Source organism: Alistipes sp. An116 (genome assembly GCF_002161005.1).
GTDB classification, from domain to species: Bacteria; Bacteroidota; Bacteroidia; order Bacteroidales; family Rikenellaceae; genus Alistipes; species Alistipes megaguti.
This window is the reverse complement of sequence record NZ_NFLR01000006.1, coordinates 1-16,277: the sequence shown is the minus strand read 5'-3', so window position 1 is coordinate 16,277 and position 16,277 is coordinate 1. Positions and strand designations below refer to the sequence as shown.

The following is a 16,277-nucleotide window of genomic DNA, read 5'->3' as shown; positions in this document are numbered from 1 at the left end:
CCACTTCCCCCTAAATATTAAAAAGGGAAAGCAGGGGTATGAAACTAAAGTTATCCTGTATGTATCATATCACTCTTTCAGATTCAACCAGAATCTCCTTCATCTGACCGTTTCAGGATGGCCACGTTTGAACTTCCTGATCACGCATACTTGTCTATATCGAAAGGCTCATCTTCCTTACTGCCTTTTCTTCCTGATACACCCCTCCGGTTTCCCAGATACTTGTCAAGCAAACCGTTCACCTTCTCCAGATTGCTCAGCTTGTCGGTCAGGAAAGCCAGTATCTCCGTTTCACTCAGTTTGTAATGGATGGTTCTTGCGGCACGCAGGGCTTTCTGTTCGTCAACAATCCCGGAAGTAAGTACTTCCGCCACGTTGTTTATTTCCTCGATTGTCAATGCCGTGTTGAAATCCGGGTCGGGTTCGGCATCTACGGGAGCCATCAGTTCCTCACGCTCTTCTTCTGTCAGTCCTTTGTTTTCCTGCTCCACATCATCAGAACCGATATCCTCGTCTTCCTCCAATGGAATTTTCTCCATCGGCTCGGAACGGGTTGGAGTCATCCTTGCAACTTTCGGGTCTTCCAGATAGATGACCTTTGTCTTGCCTATCACATCATCGTCATCCGAAGAAGAGGACGGAACAGCCGTTTCGATTTTTCCTTTGGACTTATCCGTTTCCGGCTTTCTGCGCCTTGCCTTTCTGCGGGCACGACGCTCCGCCTCTTCCTTGCGTTGTCTGCGGTATCTCCACACTCTGACACGGGCAATCCGCATCAGCCTTAAAATGCGGTCCCATATTCCGTACATACGTCTGTGGAAAATAAATGTCCACAAATGGCACAATATATAGACAGCACATACTGCCTTTACGGTAAAATAAAATATCGCAGTCATAATTATAAAGGTTTGGTGATACATTCCGTGTACAGCTTTGACATCTCATGCTCGTACTTCTTCAAATGTTCATCTATAATCCTGTTTACAAAACCGGAAATGGGCATCTCAGGAGCGGTAACTGCCAGAAAACGCTTGATGTAGGCATAACTCTCCCGGTTGATATATACTTGTATCCGGTTGCCTACAGGATAACTTACCAGATAGGAGGATTTATAAGAACCGGTTTCCGAAGACTTGAAAGCGGATGTGTTTTCCAGTACCTCAAATGTTATTTCGGAAGCATCATCATCCCCATTGTCATGTCTTGTGATGTCTGCCGTTTCTACAGAAACGTCGCGGACATCCTTTCCGCTTTTCCTGCCCTTGAACAGCCTACGGAAAATAAACAATGACAATCTGTAAACAGTGTAAATGCAGCAACAGGCAACAATGGCCTGAAAAATAATCTGTGTCATAATCAAAATGGTTTTAATGGTTTATAATACTCTTTGTTATACAATTCGTTGATTTCGTCCCAGTGTTTCTGCAGATGGTCCACAAGGATATTGCTGATAAAGCCGGATATGCTCATCTCCGGAGCGATGACAGGCAGTACCCGTTTGATGCACTCGGCCACTTCACGGTTGATATACACATGGGAACGGTTTGACGCGGGTATATTGACCAGAAACCTTTCCCGGTATCCGAAGGATTCATCCTTTTTCCTTTTGGGCTTCTCCACGGAGGGCTTTTCCGCTGGAGTATCTGCCGGTACGGTTACGGCGGGGCTTTTCGCTTCCTGATGTTCCACGGACTTTTCTTTCGGGGCGGGGCTGTCCTTGCCGAAAACAGGTATGTCGCCGACAATGATTTCCTTCAGGACATCTTCGTCCACCTCTACGATTTTCTTTTTCATGACTGTCCGAGTTTAAGTTTGACCATAAGTTCTTCCGCAAGTTCCACCAGTCCGCTGCCTTCCAGTTGTCTGGCCGGAGGAGGCAGCAGCGTGCAACGGAAAAAGGCACGCTTGGCATGGGTAATCTCCTTTTCATAACGGCACAGGTCAGGAAGCGTGCTGTCAAGGACTGTCAGATGCAGCTCCCTCATGACTTCCGAATATGACTTGAGAATCTCCACATTGGTACGTTTTTTCAACTTGTTCCAGAAAAAGAAGATGTCCTTGAGCAACGGGGTATTTTCCATCTTCTTGATATGGTCAAGCACGGTCGTGGCAAAGGACAGCGTACTCTGCATCACAATCAGGTCCGGAACGGTGGGAGTAAGCACGTAATCCATATTGACAATCGTACGGAATACCCCGGTGGACTCGACCGTTCCGGGAAGATCCACGAAAATAAGGTCGTAATCCCCGCTTGCCGCAATCGCATCAGCCGCCTCCCTTGCCTTTTCAGCGGTGGAGCCTACAATGGGATAGGCCTTTTTCTGCACTTGGTTCCACTGCTGTTTGATCAGTTGCCGGTAATAGGCACTGTTGGAAACAGCCTTTTTGTCACGCTCCCTCATACGTACGAGACTGTGTTGGGGAGAGTCACAGTCAACGATAGCCACGTTCAGTCCCTTCTCGAAATGGAAGTAACTGGCAAGCACTACGGACAGGGCCGATTTCCCGACCCCTCCTTTCTGGTTGCTGATCGCAACGAACAAAGTTTCTTTACTCATAAGTCTTTCTTTTTAATTGTCATTGAATAAATACCGGTGCCATCCACTAATCCGTGAATCCGCAGACGTTTCTTTCCAACCATCCGAATCCGCATCCATTAACGGTATCATCCGGTGTCATAACCTTTGATGCGACTGTTACCGCATCTTTCCGACATAGCTTCCATCCGCGGTCTGTCTGTTGGTCATGACAATCCGTCAACGGTCCCGTCCGATATTGTTTCCATCATCCCAACCGTTACCGGAATCATCGGATAACATGACCATTATTTCGCTATCAGAAGGCCGGTTGCAACCGTCCGCACTGCAAATAAAAGAGGATTTTCCCGAATAATCACCATCATCCGGAGACGGTGACGACCTGTGTCACCGTCTGTCATCACGTTACATATAACGCACTATTTTACAGCAAAATAAACCGCCATAACTTTGCACCGGAAACGGAAATGGATGCCGGATGGAGCTATCCCGGAGCCGAAGAATGAGGCCAAGGGTCAAAACACAATTTGACGAAGGCAAATTCATGTTCAAACGAACATAGCAAGTTGTGTTTTGGGCAGCCCGAAATGATTCGGGCATCCCAAAACAAACTTGCCACTCGCCTGAAGGCTCGGGAGGGATTTCCTCCAAAGTCGGAAATCCATAACGGAAAATCAGAAACAGAAAAACTCAATGCGTATGGAAGAAAACAGTAAAAGAAGAACAAGAAGAAGCACGGGCAGAAAACCGAAGACCGACCCGGCAGTATTCCGCTACGGCATCAAGCTGACCTCGGAAGAGAACGGAAAATTCGAGCTGCTGTTTGAGAAATCGGGCATGAAACAGCGGGCAAGGTTCATCAAGGCGATGATTTTCGGACGCGAGATGAAGGTCGTCAGAATCGACAAGGCGGCGATAGACTACTACATCAGGCTGACGAATTTCTACCACCAGTTCCAGGCCGTCGGCAACAACTACAATCAGACGGTGAAGGCCGTCAAGTCCAATTTCGGGGAAAGACGGGCGTTCGTCCTGCTCCGCAACCTGGAGAAGGCCACCATCGACCTGGTGGTGCTGGGCAAGCGGATCATCCTGCTGACCCGGGAGTTCGAGGAGGAGTACCTTATAAAGAGAAAAAGGGAGGAACAGCGGGATGGTGGCTAAAATCAACAGGGGCGTATCGCTTTACGGGGCGGTCGCCTACAACCAGCAGAAGGTGGACGATGCCACCGCCCGCATCATCGCGGGCCACCGCATGATGACCGACCTCACCGGAAATCCCCGCAATGTCATGCAACAGACGCTGTGGGCTTTCGAGAGCTACCTCGCCGCCAACAGGAACACGGAGAAGCCGGTACTGCATATCTCCCTGAACCCATCGGTGGACGACCGCCTCACTGACGGACAGTTCGCAGAACTGGCACGCGAGTACATGCAGAAGATGGGTTACGGCGACCAGCCCTACATCGTCTATCTGCACGAGGACATCGGCCGCAGGCATGTCCATATCGTCTCCACCTGCGTGAAGGAGAACGGTGAGAAAATCAGTGACGCCTACGAATGGAACCGCTCGATGAAAGCCTGCCGGGAACTGGAAAGCAGGTTCGGGCTCAAGCCGGTGGCGGACAAGCGGAACGAACTGCTGGAACCGTACCTCAAGAAGGCGGACTACCGGGACGGTGACGTGAAACGGCAGACCGGCAATATCCTAAAGAGCGTGTTCACCGCCTACCGCTTCCAGACATTCGGGGAGTTCAGCGCTCTGCTGTCCTGCTTCAACATCGAGGCCAAACAGGTTCGGGGAGAATTTGAAGGCTCACCCTACAACGGTATCGTATATACCCTGACGGACGATGCGGGCAGGCCGGTATGTACGCCCATCAAGTCATCCCTTATCGGCAGGCGCTTCGGGTATGAAGGCATCGAGAAACGGATTGCCCACAACGTCCGCGACTTCAGAAACCGGAAATGGCGGCCGAAGATACGGAACGACGTGGCGCTGGCCATGCACGGCTGCCGGGGCAACCGGGAGGACTTCATCCGGCTGCTCGGGGAAAAGGGCATCGACGTGGTGTTCCGGGAAAATGAGGAAGGGCGCATCTATGGCGTGACCTTCATTGACCACAAGAACAGAGAAGTATATAACGGTTCCCGTCTGGGCAAGGAGTTCTCCGCCAATGCCTTCGAACGGCTCTTCAGCCGGCCGCAGGAGTTTCCCGAACCGGAATTCCCCGTGCAATACGCCGGCACAGTGGAGAACCTTTCCGACAGCATGGAGAGCGCCATCGAACAGGCTTTCGGGATCTTCAGTCCCGACATCAACGGCCCCGACCCGCAGGAAGAGGTGCTTGCCCGCAGGCTGCAACGCAAAAAGAAAAAGAGACGCCGTTCACGCGGCATATCCTGACTTCAATTACCAACCATTAAAATTTTTACAGTCATGCAACAAGAAGATGATTTGAGGGGACTGGCCAAGGTCATGGAGTTCATGCGGGCCATTTCCATCGTGTTCATTATCATCCACGTCTATTGGTTCTGCTACCGGACATTCGTGGATATGGGCATAACCATAGGCGTATTGGATAAGATACTCCTTAATTTCCAACGGACGGCGGGACTTTTCAGCAACCTGCTGACAACGAAAGTCTTTGCCGTCATATTCCTTGCCCTGTCATGCCTGGGCACCAAAGGGGTCAAGAACCAGAAAATGACCTGGCGGAAGATATATGCCGCCTTCCTTTCGGGGCTGGTGCTGTTCTTCATGAACTGGTGGATGCTCGACCTCCGTTCAGCCCGACAGCGAACGCAGCCGTATATACGCTGACGCTCACCGTAGGCTACATTCTCCTGCTCATGTCGGGAATATGGATCAGCCGGATGCTGAAACACAACCTCATGGAGGATGTTTTCAACACCGCCAACGAGAGTTTTATGCAGGAGACAAGGCTCATGGAGAACGAGTATTCCGTCAACCTGCCCACGAAGTTTGTCTATCAGGGCAGGGAATGGGACGGTTGGATCAACATCGTCAATCCTTTCCGCGCCTCCATCGTGTTGGGAACGCCGGGATCGGGAAAGAGCTACGCCGTGGTGAACAACTACATCAAGCAGCAGATAGAGAAATCCTTTGCCATGTATATCTACGACTACAAGTTCCCGGACCTGTCGGAGATAGCCTACAACCACCTGCTCAAGCACAAGGAACATTATAAGGTGAAGCCGGAGTTTTATGTCATCAACTTCGATGACCCGAGGCGCAGCCACCGGTGCAATCCCATCAACCCGAGATTCATGGCGGACATATCCGATGCCTATGAGTCAGCCTACACGATAATGCTCAACTTGAACAAGACCTGGATACAGAAACAGGGTGACTTTTTCGTGGAATCACCGATTATACTTCTTGCCGCAATTATCTGGTATTTACGGATTTACAAGGACGGAAAGTATTGTACGTTCCCTCATGCAATCGAATTTCTGAACAAGCCGTATGCGGACATCTTCACCATACTGACCTCATACCCGTCCCTCGAAAACTACCTTTCCCCCTTTATGGACGCATGGCAAGGCGGAGCTCAAGATCAGCTCCAGGGCCAGATAGCAAGCGCAAAAATTCCGCTTTCGCGAATGATCTCGCCACAGCTTTACTGGGTGATGACGGGGGATGATTTTACATTGGACCTGAACAATCCCGAACACCCGAAAATTCTCTGCGTGGGCAACAATCCGGACCGCCAGAATATCTATTCGGCAGCTCTCGGCCTGTACAATTCCCGTATCGTGAAACTGGTGAACAAGAAAGGGCAGCTCAAGAGCTCCATCATCATCGACGAGCTGCCCACCATCTATTTCCGGGGAATCGACAATCTCATCGCGACGGCACGAAGCAACAAGGTGGCCGTCTGTCTCGGATTCCAGGACTTCTCGCAGCTTGCACGCGACTACGGGGACAAGGAGGCGAAGGTCATCCAGAACACGGTGGGCAACATCTTCAGCGGCCAGGTTGTAGGAGAAACCGCCAAGAACCTGTCGGAACGGTTTGGCAAGATACTCCAGCAGCGGCAGTCCCTCTCCATCAACCGGCAGGACACCTCGACTTCCATCAACACGCAGATGGACTCCCTCATACCCGCCTCCAAGATCGCCAACCTCTCGCAGGGCACGTTCGTGGGCAGCGTGGCGGACAATTTCGGGGAGGAGATAGAACAGAAGATTTTCCATGCCCGCATCATCGTGGACAGCGCGAAGGTGTCGGAGGAAATGAAAGCCTACAAGAAAATACCTGTCATCAACGAATTCATGGATGCGGACGGAAACGACATCATGCAGCAGCAGATTGACCGCAACTACTCGCAGATAAAGGCCGATGTGATGCAGATAATAGAAGATGAAATGGAGAGGATAAAGAACGACCCTGACTTGAGACATCTGATTCCGCAGGAAGAAGGAGATAAGGGTTAATACTCGTTGTTTTATTTCCGCCTGCAAAGGTTGTCCCGTGCCTGTCTGGATTGAGCAAGGCCTGGTCCTCATGGGTTTCCGCAAAAATCTTCCGCGCTCCGCTTGCGGTATTTTCCCGGAAAGCCTTGCACAATCCGGCACGGGACGGTATGGCCAGGCAAGAAATAAAATACCGGCTCATGAGCCGGCAATGTATAACTGAATAAAACAAAAGAATATGAAAAAGAGAAGCAACTTCACTCCGATGGAAAGGTTCCATGAGATTATCGCTGGGTACGGTCTGAATGCAATGAATGTGGGGATCAACCATATCCGAATCTTCGGGGATGGCAGGAAACTTTTTGACTATTATCCATTGCGGATGAAACTTTTCGATTACCACGACTGGCATCAGCTGACTTATCCCTTTGCCGGGAACGGTGACAGGGCATGGGAGACAGAACTTGAGAACATTATCCAAAAACTGGCGGCATCACCGCAATAAGCATTCTGTATGAAGGAGAACAATTACACAACGCTCGTTTGGGACAACATTCCCGAATGGGCGATTTTTTCATTGGAATACGGTATTGAAGAAGACCTCTTACTTTCCGATGAGGACAAAGAGATGATAACTCGGTTCATTGCCGAGAATTTTCCGAACGGATACACAATGAGCGTGGACTGGGATTCATACAGGGAGTTCGACCGTTATCCAGCTTTCGGGAAACCGTGCAAGACCTACAAGATCAATTTTGTAACATCCCAACAAAAGATAATGTCATGATAAAGATTACATTAAGTGAATCCCCAAAAGTAACATTTCTTCATTTTCCCCTATTGTAATGTTCATTTGACATTGTAGGCAAAAAAATCGTTGTATCCATTATAGTCTGTTATTTTTGTAATTTATCTATCAATCGTGAGCGAACAAATTCATAACCTAATTGTGGATTGAATTCTATGTCAGGGCGAAGCAGATTTTGAGTGTCTCCCAGGAAATCCGGATCAGACATCTTTACCTCCATATTGTTGATGAATTGTTTGTAAGTTGGTGGCTGTTGTACGACAAAGGACATATAACTTCTGTAACAACGAAGTATTTCATCAATATTTACGGAGGCTTCGGATAAAGCTACATATAAATCAAAAAGATCCCTTCCTTTTTTCCGTTGATACAAAGCCCTGAGTTTTGTACCCAAAAGTTCATTCAGACGATATGTCGTTATCTCACATTTGCCCGAGAACCAATTGTTTTCCATCTCAAATGGCATTTTGACCAATCCGAGTTCATTGAAATGTTCAAAACAATTTATCTCGATTTTCAATCGAAGCGGAACGGTAGGAGGTATCTCAGATTCCATACGGAACAACATGGTATTATTATACCGCTTTTGCTTTGTAACCCTGTCAGGTAAAAAGCTCAACACTTCGCCCAGTCTGAACATGATTGATTTTATCGGCCCCGGTGTGATTTGCACCAAGTCAATATCTTCACTATATCTGGGCTGTGGCGACAAATACAGCTTATGAAGTGCCGTACCTCCCCTGAAAGCCAACTGTGAAGCAAGGTACTCATCACTGAAAATGGCGACCAGCGCACGGGAAATAATGAGGTCTTGTTCCACTTGCGCATTGTCATTCCATGGAACAATTTTATTCCATTGGGTAATAGCAGTCCTGTTTATCATATTTCGTCTGTTTCTATTATCGAATTTACATTAACTTTCCAACGAGTGCTCTTTTCCGCATTCTTTTCAGGCCGATTGGTACTTAACGGGACATATCTGAAACGTTTGACATATAATAGTAATTCTGTATAAAGCACTTCCGCAATTTCTTTCTGTTCAAGCACCTCCTCCAGTATATATCCCAGACGTTGTATGGTGGCAATGGAAGTATGACAGAACAAATTTTTCGAAGCATTCCGAAAATCCATCTTCTCGGTCAACTCCTCCAAAACGGTGGCAGCTCTTGAAAGACCGCCGATATATTGTTCATACTGCACCAAGTCTATGGCAGTCATTTCCGTGTTCGAATAATAGATCACGCCTGTTTCAGAGTTCTTTGACAGTAAAAACTCCGATGGAATCTCCTTACGGTATGTCCAGACAAATGTACTGTTTTTTGAAGACGAGACGGATGACTTAGGATATATGGTCGTTACGGAAAACTTTTGCGGACGCTGGTGTGCCGCACCTAAAATTGCCGCAGCGCTCAACAGACTTATATAATATGGTTTTTTCAGATATGACATCAACTGATCAATATAATATACTGGAGGTACAATCCTTTTAGCTGCATATTGCGGAGGGATAATAACATAAAATCCCTTATACGCAGAATATAGGATACCCTGAGACGATAATCGGAAAAGTTCATTCCTGATGACCTGTTCCGAATAATTGGGAAATGTCAGCCTTATATCCTCGACAGAAAAAGTCGGGAATCCACTTATTTCTCTATGCCGAGTCCATTCTCTGATTGTCATATCGAGCAGTTTTAGTGCAAAGGTAATCAAAAAATGATTATTTCTGCACTTTTTTGGCGCATTTACAAAGCAGAAGATGAATTTTCCCCATTCTTCTATGAAAAGGCATCATAAGCCCCGCTTCACTTGGCAAGTCCCCCGGAGAAGATAACTCGGAGGGCGAATACCTCCGCGTTCAGGCCTCCGGTTTTCGGGACAGAAAATTCCCTATGGTAATTTTCCGCCCGAAAAAACGCTCCGGTATTGCCGTCCGAGTTGGGGAAAGGATTGGGACTTGGCAAGCGAAGCGACCTACGACGCATAAGTACAGGGTCAAAGAAAAAACAATCTGACGGGGCTGTTTTTGCGGTTCCGGAAATCCCAATTGGTTGCCGCCTTCACAGCACATTTCCACCCGGAATCCGCCTCCTGTCTCCAGGAACACATCAGGACGGGACAAAGGCTTCGCTCGCTCCCAACTCTGCATAGTACAGTTTTTGTTTCCGTTCCGTCCGGCCGTTGTCCTGCCCTGCGGTGCCGTTTCCCTGATTTATCCCTTTGTTGTCCCCTCTCAGTTCCTTCTCCCGTCGCGAGGCTGTTTCCCTTCCGTTTCCCTGTTTTTTCCTTCCCTGTCTGGAAGCCTGCGGTGAAATAGGATGACATACGGTGTAATGTATATCCTAACAAACTGTAATTCAATTATTTATCAAAATAAGTCCTATATATTTGCACCGACAACATCAGTATTAACGCTAAAAAACTTTCAGTTATGGCAAAGAAAAATGCAAGGGAAGAACCCCCAAGTCCGGGGCCACAGGTCAGCGAGAACGTCCAGATGAGCGACATCGTCTTCATCCTTGACAAGATGGAACTGCTTCTGAAGGCGGTGTCCGAAATCGGGAAGGACGGCAAGTTCAAGACGGTGCCCGCAGACAAGGAACACCGCAACTCCTTCCTGAAGATCGACCGCTATGCGGACATCATCGAGAATTTCATCAAGAACTTCTGGAGCCAGTTCAAGGACCCGACCCGTTTCGGCATCCTATCCGTCAGGGAAGGAAGCCTTGACGACCCGGAAGTGCGGCAGGCGGTGGAAGACCTCGCCGCAGGGAAAAAGACGGAAGCCGTGGAAGAGTTCCTCAAGAAGTATGAAATCGTCCCACGGGACAAAGAACAACAGAGTACAAACCATCAAAATCAAGAAGAAATGGCAAAGAAAACCGAGACACAGCAGCAGGTTGCCGCAGAAGGTGGCCAGCAGCAGAACACCAACCGTTACAACGAGTCCATGATCAACTGGGAGCAGTTGAAGAACTTCGGGCTGTCCCGCGAATACCTCCAGGAGCGCGGGCTGCTCGACCAGATGCTCAGGGGATACAAGACCAACCAGGTCGTGCCCATCACCATGAACTTCGGCTCCGCCGTGCTGCGTACAGACGCCCGCCTGTCCTTCCAGCAGTCCAGAAACGGGGACATCGTGCTGGGCATCCACGGCATCCGCCAGAAACCGGACCTCGACCGCCCGTATTTCGGGCACATCTTCTCCGACGAGGACAAGCAGAACCTGCTGGAGACGGGCAACATGGGGCGTGTCGTGGAGTTGAAAGGACGCAACGGGGAATACATCCCCTCCTTCGTCAGCATCGACAAGCTCACCAACGAGGTGGTGGCCACCAAAGTGGACAACGTGTTCATCCCGAACGAGATAAAGGGAGTGGAACTGACCGAGCAGGAGAAGAACGACCTGCGGGAAGGCAAGAAAGTCTATATCGAGGGCATGACCGCCAAGTCGGGAAACGAGTTCAACGCCTTCATACAGGTCAACGCCGAGCGCAGGGGCATCGAGTACATCTTCGAGAACGACAAGCTCTTCAACCGCCAGTCGTTGGGAGGCGTGGAACTGACGCAGAAGCAAATCGAGGACCTGAACGCGGGCAAGGCCATCTTCGTGGAGGGGATGAAGCGCAAGGACGGCGAGATCTTCTCCTCCTTCGTGAAGCTGGACGAGGCGACCGGAAAACCCGCCTATACCCGCTACAACCCGGATTCCCCGGAGGGCGCCCGCGAGATCTACATCCCGGAGGAAATCAACGGGGTAAAGATCACGCCGGACGAGAAGAAAGAGCTTCTGGCCGGGCGGACAATCTTCCTCAACGACATGGTGAACCGCAAGGGCGAGGTGTTCTCCTCGTTCATCAAGGCGGACCTGGAGACGGGACGGCTAAGCTACTCCCGCACGCCGGACGGCTTCGACCAGCAGGTGGACTTCAAGATACCGGACAAGGTATGGAACGTGGAACTGACCCGGAAGCAACGCGCCGACCTCCAGAACGGCAAGGCGGTGCTGGTCGAGGGCATCAAGGGTTATGACGGCAATACCATCGCGCAGTATGTGAAGGCGAACTTCAACCAGGGCCGTCTGGACTACTACAACGAGAACCCGGACCGCAAACGGAACGCCTCGCAGCGTAACGTGGTGGCTGCGGCCCAGAAGCAGGAACAGGGCAGCCGCAAGTCCAAAGGCGCAAGCGTGTCCTGACAAGATTAACAAGAAAAAACGAATGTTTTATAAAAAAAGAACAAGAAGATGAACAAGGAAAACAACAATACGCCTTTCAAGGCAGAGGATGTGAACTGGGACGAACTGGCCGCCATCGGCATCCTGAAGGACGAGCTGGAAATGGCCGGAGAGCTTGACACGCTCCTTAAAGGGGAAAAGACCGGCGTGATACCGTTGAGCCTCGTGCTCCTCGGCGTGGACGTGGTGATGGACGCCACCCTGCAGCTGGTACGCAAGGGGGAAGCGCCCCTGCTCGAAATCCAGGGTGTCACCCCTCCGGGCAGATGAGCCTGCCGCAGCATTAAACAAGAAAATGTCTAACCGCCGTTTCCTGTCTTCCGCATGGAAAACGGGAAACGGCTTAAATCTTATCCGAACATTATGATAGCAATCATCACAGAAAAGCCGAGCGTAGGCATGGACATAGCCCGTGTAGTCGGGGCTGATACAAAGAATGACGGTTACTGTTCCGGAAACGGGTACATGATCACATGGGCATTGGGACACCTCGTATCGCTGGCCCTGCCGGACACATACGGTTACACGAAAACGGTCGCGGAGGACCTGCCGATGCTGCCGGAGCCGTTCCGGATGGTCTCCCGCCAGGTACGCACGGACAGGGGCATGGTACCGGACCTCGCCGCCACGAAACAGCTGAAAATCATAGAAAGCGTGTTCAGCCGGTGCGGCAGCATCATCGTGGCGACGGACGCGGGTCGCGATTATCCAAAGTAAAAGATTATCCAAAGCAATAACAACTATAAGTTTCCAATAAATTGATTTTCAATATTACTTTTGATAATGTTGTTTGGATAATATAATGGTAATTTCGCATAGGGCTGGAACAAACCACCCGTTAAAATCAATAAATATGTCCAACAACAAAAAGAAAAACATTCATGTTCTGATACAAGAATGTACAGAACACTTGCGGTTTCTTGGGTATTCGGAAGCCTGCATTACTTTACACCAGAAGAAATGGTCGGAATACCTGTTGCCTTATCTACAGGAAAAAGACATCGTGTTCTACTCGACTGAAGCCGGAGAATGTTACCTAAAATCAATTCTTTCGAATTTAACCCCATTCTCCAAGCGGGTACTTACCCGTAGTGTGCATATCCTTTCCGCTTATTTGGATACAGGTATTATTCCAAAAAGGATAGTACCAATAGAAGAACATCCTTTGCCCGGAGAGATTGGAGAAGCTGCACATCTTTTTCTGGAAGAGCTGGTAAATAGTCGGCGTAATGATATTACGGTTTTAAAACATCGCCGTAATTTGAGTTATTTTATTGAATTTTTGGAAACCAAGTCAAAATCAAAACTTTGCGATATTGGAGAAGATGAAATCGTGACCTTTCTGAGTACGAGTAGAAACGCCAGGGACAGATATTCTTCTATACGGCTGTTTCTCCGATTCCTGGCAGGTAAAGAATATATTCAGACAGATTTTGAATATGTTCTTTCTCGCAACCGTTATCCCAAACGGGAAAAACTGCCTTCCATATATAGTGCCGAAGAAGTCAAACAAATAGAATCGTCGGTTGAACAATCAGGTCCGGTAGGGAAACGTGATTATGCAATATTGCTTCTTGCCACACGGCTCGGTTTACGCGCTTCGGATATTTGCAGATTGGAGTTTAACCATTTGGATTGGGATCACAATGTCATTGCATTCATCCAATACAAAACAAAAAAATCGATAGAGCTTCCGTTGCTTACTGATGTCGGTGAAGCCATAGTCAATTATCTGCGTTATGGCAGACCGATTTCCGGGCATTCGGAAATATTCTTATCGGCACGTCCACCTTATCGTCCAATGTTCCGTTGGGGAATAAACGGTGTAATATCAAGAATTATGAGAGAATCAGGCGTTGATATATCCAAACGTAAGTTCGGTCCTCATGCTATGCGTCATTCTCTCGCCAGCAGACTGCTTGCCAACGGTGTTTCGCTGCCAGTCATATCTGAATCATTGGGACACGAGAGTTCCTTGAGTACAATGGAATATTTAAGGGTAGATTTGTCAAGCCTGATGAAATGTGCCCTTGACGTACCGCTTGTCAATCCCGCTTTTTACGAACAGAAAGGAGGTATCTTTTATGGAAAAATGTAAATTTATGAGCGTATTCGCTCCATATATGCAAAAGTTTGTGGATGCAAAAGAAGCTCTGGGTTTTTCAAGGAAATATTTTGAAAGTGTTTTAGGGTTACTCGATCGGTTCTTCATCGAAGAAAAGGTACGGACTCCTTTTATCACAAGTGTACTGATAGACAAATGGGGACATACTTTGATTAATAACAGCTATAAAACGATTTGTAGCAAATATTCTATATTGGCACAGTTTGCAAAGTATATGAATAACATAGGTTTTCCTTGTTATGTACCTCGAATTCCAAAGAGCAAAGCCAATACGTATGTACCATACATCTTCACGCACGAACAAGTGCTTTCCATTTTTACAGTGTGTGATTCTCTTGTGGCCAGCGATCACGGAAATATGGACAGCCGTCTTTTTTCTATACCTGCCATTCTTCGCCTGCTGTATGGTACAGGGATGCGTGTGAGTGAAGCCACGTCATTGTTGAACCAAGATATAAATCTCGAGAAAAGAGTGATCACGATAAGGAAAACCAAGAACCAGCGCCAACGCCTGATACCTGTCTATCCGTCATTGCACCAGATGTTAAGCCAATATGTGGAAGCGAGGAACAGGCTGCCTTTACCCCATGTAAATGCCATGGAGTCTCCATTTTTTATTTCTCCATCCGGATTGCCTCTGAACCAGAGCAGGGTTTATGCGTGGTTCAGAATTATATTAAGAAAATGCAGTATTCCGCATTGTGCTAAAAAAGGACCCAGAGTACATGATCTAAGGCATACATTTGCCGTACATTCGTTGATGCACCAAGTAAGAAACGGGGCGGATATATATTGTACGCTTCCTATTCTTTCCGTTTTTCTTGGACATAAGAAGCTGTCCGATACGGAAACCTATGTGCGGCTGACACAAGAGATGTATCCGGATGTACTGAAACTGGAAAGTTCCATTACAAGTTTTTTATACCCCGCTTTACCCAATAATCCTGTAGCCTATGAAAGATGATTTTGCAAAGTATCTGACTCGCTTTTTTACAAGTTATCTGTCCGGAGAACGAGGTCTGAGCCATAACACCATAAGGGCATATGGAAATACATTCTTGTCATTCATAGATTTTATGGAAAAAACAAGATGCATTAAGGCAGACAGGATATCGCTGGAACATCTGACACGAAACAATGTTTCGGATTTTTTACATTGGACGGAAGAAAACAAAGGATGCGGTACATCAACACGCAATCAAAAGCTCGCTGCATTCCATACTTTTTGTAAGTATATGCTGTATACTGACATCTTCCATTTGGACCAATGGCAATCCATATTATCTATAAAATCGAAACATTGCGAAAAGCAGTCAGTAAGTTATCTGTCTATTGACGGAATAAGACTATTGTTGTCGTTAATACCAGTAAATACGAGAAACGGACTTCGTGATCTTGCCTTGATAGCGTTACTGTATGACAGTGGAGCCAGAGTTCAGGAACTCATAGATCTGACACCGACAGACCTGCATTTGGTTAAGCCATATTATGTGTCATTATTTGGCAAGGGACGGAAAAGAAGGCTTGTTCCGCTACAAGAACAGCAAGTGGAATTACTTAAAAAGTATATGGAAACCGAAGGTCTGTTGAAGCAATCGTTGAACCAACGTCCTTTGTTTGTAAACAACAGAGGGGGGAAACTCACAAATGCGGGGGTGACTTTTATTTTGATGAGATACGTGAGGAATGCACATGTCGCAGATCCGAATCTTATACCAGCCAAAATCAGCCCTCATAGCCTACGGCACAGCAAGGCGATGCACTTGTTGCAAGCCGGAGTGAACTTGATTTATATTCGGGATATACTCGGGCATGTATCTATACAAACTACAGAAATATACGCTCGGGCTGATTCCAAACAGAAAAGAGAGGCTCTTGAAGCTGCTTATGCAGACATCATTCCTGTCATGGATAAAGTAGAAGGCTCTTGGGAGAAAGATTCAAAATTGAAGCACTGGTTAAAAGGACTTGGGAAGTAGGACTAATTATTATCCAAAGTAGTTTTTGTAAGTCATTCGTGTCCGGGAAAAATCCGGACTGGTTATTATAAAGTTTAACAATTAAAACAAAGTAGGTTCGGTAGAACCATCCGGTTCATTGACAATATTGCAGTTAGGTTTACAGAAC

At 47.8% G+C, this 16,277-nt stretch carries 15 protein-coding genes and 2 pseudogenes; 11 read left to right on the top strand and 6 right to left on the bottom strand.

The features are described 5' to 3' along the window. Positions 1-140 precede the first annotated feature (140 nt). The 4 genes from B5E60_RS05465 to B5E60_RS05450 are packed head-to-tail and all read right to left on the bottom strand — an operon-like array spanning position 141 to position 2,558. The gene (locus B5E60_RS05465) at positions 141-896 is read right to left on the bottom strand and encodes a DUF4122 family protein (RefSeq protein WP_087310128.1); all 756 of its coding nucleotides are present in this window, start codon (positions 894-896) and stop codon (positions 141-143) included. Between the two features lie 2 nt (positions 897-898). Beyond that, positions 899-1,354: a DUF3408 domain-containing protein gene (locus B5E60_RS05460; protein ID WP_087310126.1), complete on the bottom strand. Its 456-nt coding sequence runs from the start codon at positions 1,352-1,354 to the stop codon at positions 899-901. A gap of 2 nt (positions 1,355-1,356) precedes the next feature. Further along, positions 1,357-1,794 carry a DUF3408 domain-containing protein gene (locus tag B5E60_RS05455; protein ID WP_087310124.1) on the bottom strand — a complete coding sequence of 146 codons (438 nt, stop codon included), beginning with the start codon at positions 1,792-1,794 and terminating at the stop codon, positions 1,357-1,359. Then, positions 1,791-2,558: a ParA family protein gene (locus B5E60_RS05450; protein ID WP_071149229.1), complete on the bottom strand. Its 768-nt coding sequence runs from the start codon at positions 2,556-2,558 to the stop codon at positions 1,791-1,793. Before B5E60_RS05450 ends, B5E60_RS05455 begins: the two co-directional genes overlap by 4 nt. Before the next feature lie 672 nt (positions 2,559-3,230). Here B5E60_RS05450 and mobA point away from each other — a divergent pair. The 5 genes and pseudogenes from mobA to B5E60_RS05425 all read left to right on the top strand — a co-directional run bounded on the left by mobA (position 3,231) and on the right by B5E60_RS05425 (position 7,764). After that, positions 3,231-3,701, top strand: coding sequence for a conjugal transfer protein MobA (mobA, locus tag B5E60_RS05445; protein WP_087310122.1), 471 nt, complete (start codon positions 3,231-3,233; stop codon positions 3,699-3,701). Then, positions 3,691-4,944, top strand: a complete 1,254-nt coding sequence (gene mobB / locus B5E60_RS05440; RefSeq protein ID WP_087310120.1) for a conjugal transfer protein MobB — start codon at positions 3,691-3,693, stop codon at positions 4,942-4,944. Before mobA ends, mobB begins: the two co-directional genes overlap by 11 nt. A 33-nt stretch (positions 4,945-4,977) precedes the next feature. Then, positions 4,978-6,998, top strand: a pseudogene (gene mobC, locus B5E60_RS05435) (conjugal transfer protein MobC). A gap of 217 nt (positions 6,999-7,215) precedes the next feature. Continuing rightward, on the top strand, positions 7,216-7,482 hold the full coding sequence (locus B5E60_RS05430) for a hypothetical protein (protein ID WP_087310118.1): 267 nt from the start codon (positions 7,216-7,218) through the stop codon (positions 7,480-7,482). Positions 7,483-7,491: 9 nt separating this feature from the next. Continuing rightward, positions 7,492-7,764, top strand: a complete 273-nt coding sequence (locus B5E60_RS05425; RefSeq protein WP_087310116.1) for a DUF6926 domain-containing protein — start codon at positions 7,492-7,494, stop codon at positions 7,762-7,764. 109 nt (positions 7,765-7,873) lie between these two features. Here B5E60_RS05425 and B5E60_RS05420 read toward each other — a convergent pair whose 3' ends face one another. Together B5E60_RS05420 and B5E60_RS05415 are read right to left on the bottom strand one after the other, a co-directional pair. Next, on the bottom strand, positions 7,874-8,668 hold the full coding sequence (locus B5E60_RS05420) for a nucleotidyl transferase AbiEii/AbiGii toxin family protein (protein ID WP_087310114.1): 795 nt from the start codon (positions 8,666-8,668) through the stop codon (positions 7,874-7,876). Beyond that, complete coding sequence (locus B5E60_RS05415; RefSeq protein ID WP_087310112.1) at positions 8,665-9,468, bottom strand: type IV toxin-antitoxin system AbiEi family antitoxin domain-containing protein; 804 nt, start codon at positions 9,466-9,468, stop codon at positions 8,665-8,667. The genes B5E60_RS05420 and B5E60_RS05415 overlap by 4 nt, the downstream gene beginning before the upstream one ends. A gap of 748 nt (positions 9,469-10,216) precedes the next feature. Between B5E60_RS05415 and B5E60_RS05405 the strand changes: the two genes are divergently transcribed. From B5E60_RS05405 to B5E60_RS05380, 6 genes and pseudogenes are all read left to right on the top strand, one after another. Continuing rightward, the gene (locus B5E60_RS05405; RefSeq protein ID WP_087310110.1) at positions 10,217-11,986 is read left to right on the top strand and encodes a DUF3945 domain-containing protein; all 1,770 of its coding nucleotides are present in this window, start codon (positions 10,217-10,219) and stop codon (positions 11,984-11,986) included. A gap of 48 nt (positions 11,987-12,034) precedes the next feature. Then, positions 12,035-12,295 (top strand): DUF4099 domain-containing protein, encoded by a 261-nt coding sequence (locus B5E60_RS05400; protein ID WP_087310108.1) that lies wholly within the window; start codon positions 12,035-12,037, stop codon positions 12,293-12,295. Positions 12,296-12,388: 93 nt separating this feature from the next. Then, a pseudogene (locus tag B5E60_RS05395) lies at positions 12,389-12,730 on the top strand (toprim domain-containing protein); the annotation flags it as partial. A 148-nt stretch (positions 12,731-12,878) separates the two neighbouring features. After that, entirely contained in the window at positions 12,879-14,123 is a 1,245-nt protein-coding gene (locus B5E60_RS05390; protein ID WP_005801711.1) for a site-specific integrase, read from the top strand. Positions 14,124-14,127: 4 nt separating this feature from the next. Beyond that, positions 14,128-15,114: a tyrosine-type recombinase/integrase gene (locus B5E60_RS05385; protein WP_005801710.1), complete on the top strand. Its 987-nt coding sequence runs from the start codon at positions 14,128-14,130 to the stop codon at positions 15,112-15,114. Beyond that, positions 15,104-16,129, top strand: a complete 1,026-nt coding sequence (locus B5E60_RS05380) for a tyrosine-type recombinase/integrase (protein WP_005801709.1) — start codon at positions 15,104-15,106, stop codon at positions 16,127-16,129. Before B5E60_RS05385 ends, B5E60_RS05380 begins: the two co-directional genes overlap by 11 nt. Positions 16,130-16,277 lie beyond the last annotated feature (148 nt).

Excerpts from the sequence above, each read along its gene's own strand:
- B5E60_RS05465 (WP_087310128.1), bottom strand. The coding sequence starts at position 896 with ATGACTGCGATATTTTATTTTACCGTAAAGGCAGTATGTGCTGTCTAT.
- B5E60_RS05460 (WP_087310126.1), bottom strand. The coding sequence starts at position 1,354 with ATGACACAGATTATTTTTCAGGCCATTGTTGCCTGTTGCTGCATTTAC.
- B5E60_RS05455 (WP_087310124.1), bottom strand. The coding sequence starts at position 1,794 with ATGAAAAAGAAAATCGTAGAGGTGGACGAAGATGTCCTGAAGGAAATC.
- B5E60_RS05450 (WP_071149229.1), bottom strand. The coding sequence starts at position 2,558 with ATGAGTAAAGAAACTTTGTTCGTTGCGATCAGCAACCAGAAAGGAGGG.
- mobA (WP_087310122.1), top strand. The coding sequence starts at position 3,231 with ATGCGTATGGAAGAAAACAGTAAAAGAAGAACAAGAAGAAGCACGGGC.
- mobB (WP_087310120.1), top strand. The coding sequence starts at position 3,691 with ATGGTGGCTAAAATCAACAGGGGCGTATCGCTTTACGGGGCGGTCGCC.
- B5E60_RS05430 (WP_087310118.1), top strand. The coding sequence starts at position 7,216 with ATGAAAAAGAGAAGCAACTTCACTCCGATGGAAAGGTTCCATGAGATT.
- B5E60_RS05425 (WP_087310116.1), top strand. The coding sequence starts at position 7,492 with ATGAAGGAGAACAATTACACAACGCTCGTTTGGGACAACATTCCCGAA.
- B5E60_RS05420 (WP_087310114.1), bottom strand. The coding sequence starts at position 8,668 with ATGATAAACAGGACTGCTATTACCCAATGGAATAAAATTGTTCCATGG.
- B5E60_RS05415 (WP_087310112.1), bottom strand. The coding sequence starts at position 9,468 with ATGACAATCAGAGAATGGACTCGGCATAGAGAAATAAGTGGATTCCCG.
- B5E60_RS05405 (WP_087310110.1), top strand. The coding sequence starts at position 10,217 with ATGGCAAAGAAAAATGCAAGGGAAGAACCCCCAAGTCCGGGGCCACAG.
- B5E60_RS05400 (WP_087310108.1), top strand. The coding sequence starts at position 12,035 with ATGAACAAGGAAAACAACAATACGCCTTTCAAGGCAGAGGATGTGAAC.
- B5E60_RS05390 (WP_005801711.1), top strand. The coding sequence starts at position 12,879 with ATGTCCAACAACAAAAAGAAAAACATTCATGTTCTGATACAAGAATGT.
- B5E60_RS05385 (WP_005801710.1), top strand. The coding sequence starts at position 14,128 with ATGAGCGTATTCGCTCCATATATGCAAAAGTTTGTGGATGCAAAAGAA.
- B5E60_RS05380 (WP_005801709.1), top strand. The coding sequence starts at position 15,104 with ATGAAAGATGATTTTGCAAAGTATCTGACTCGCTTTTTTACAAGTTAT.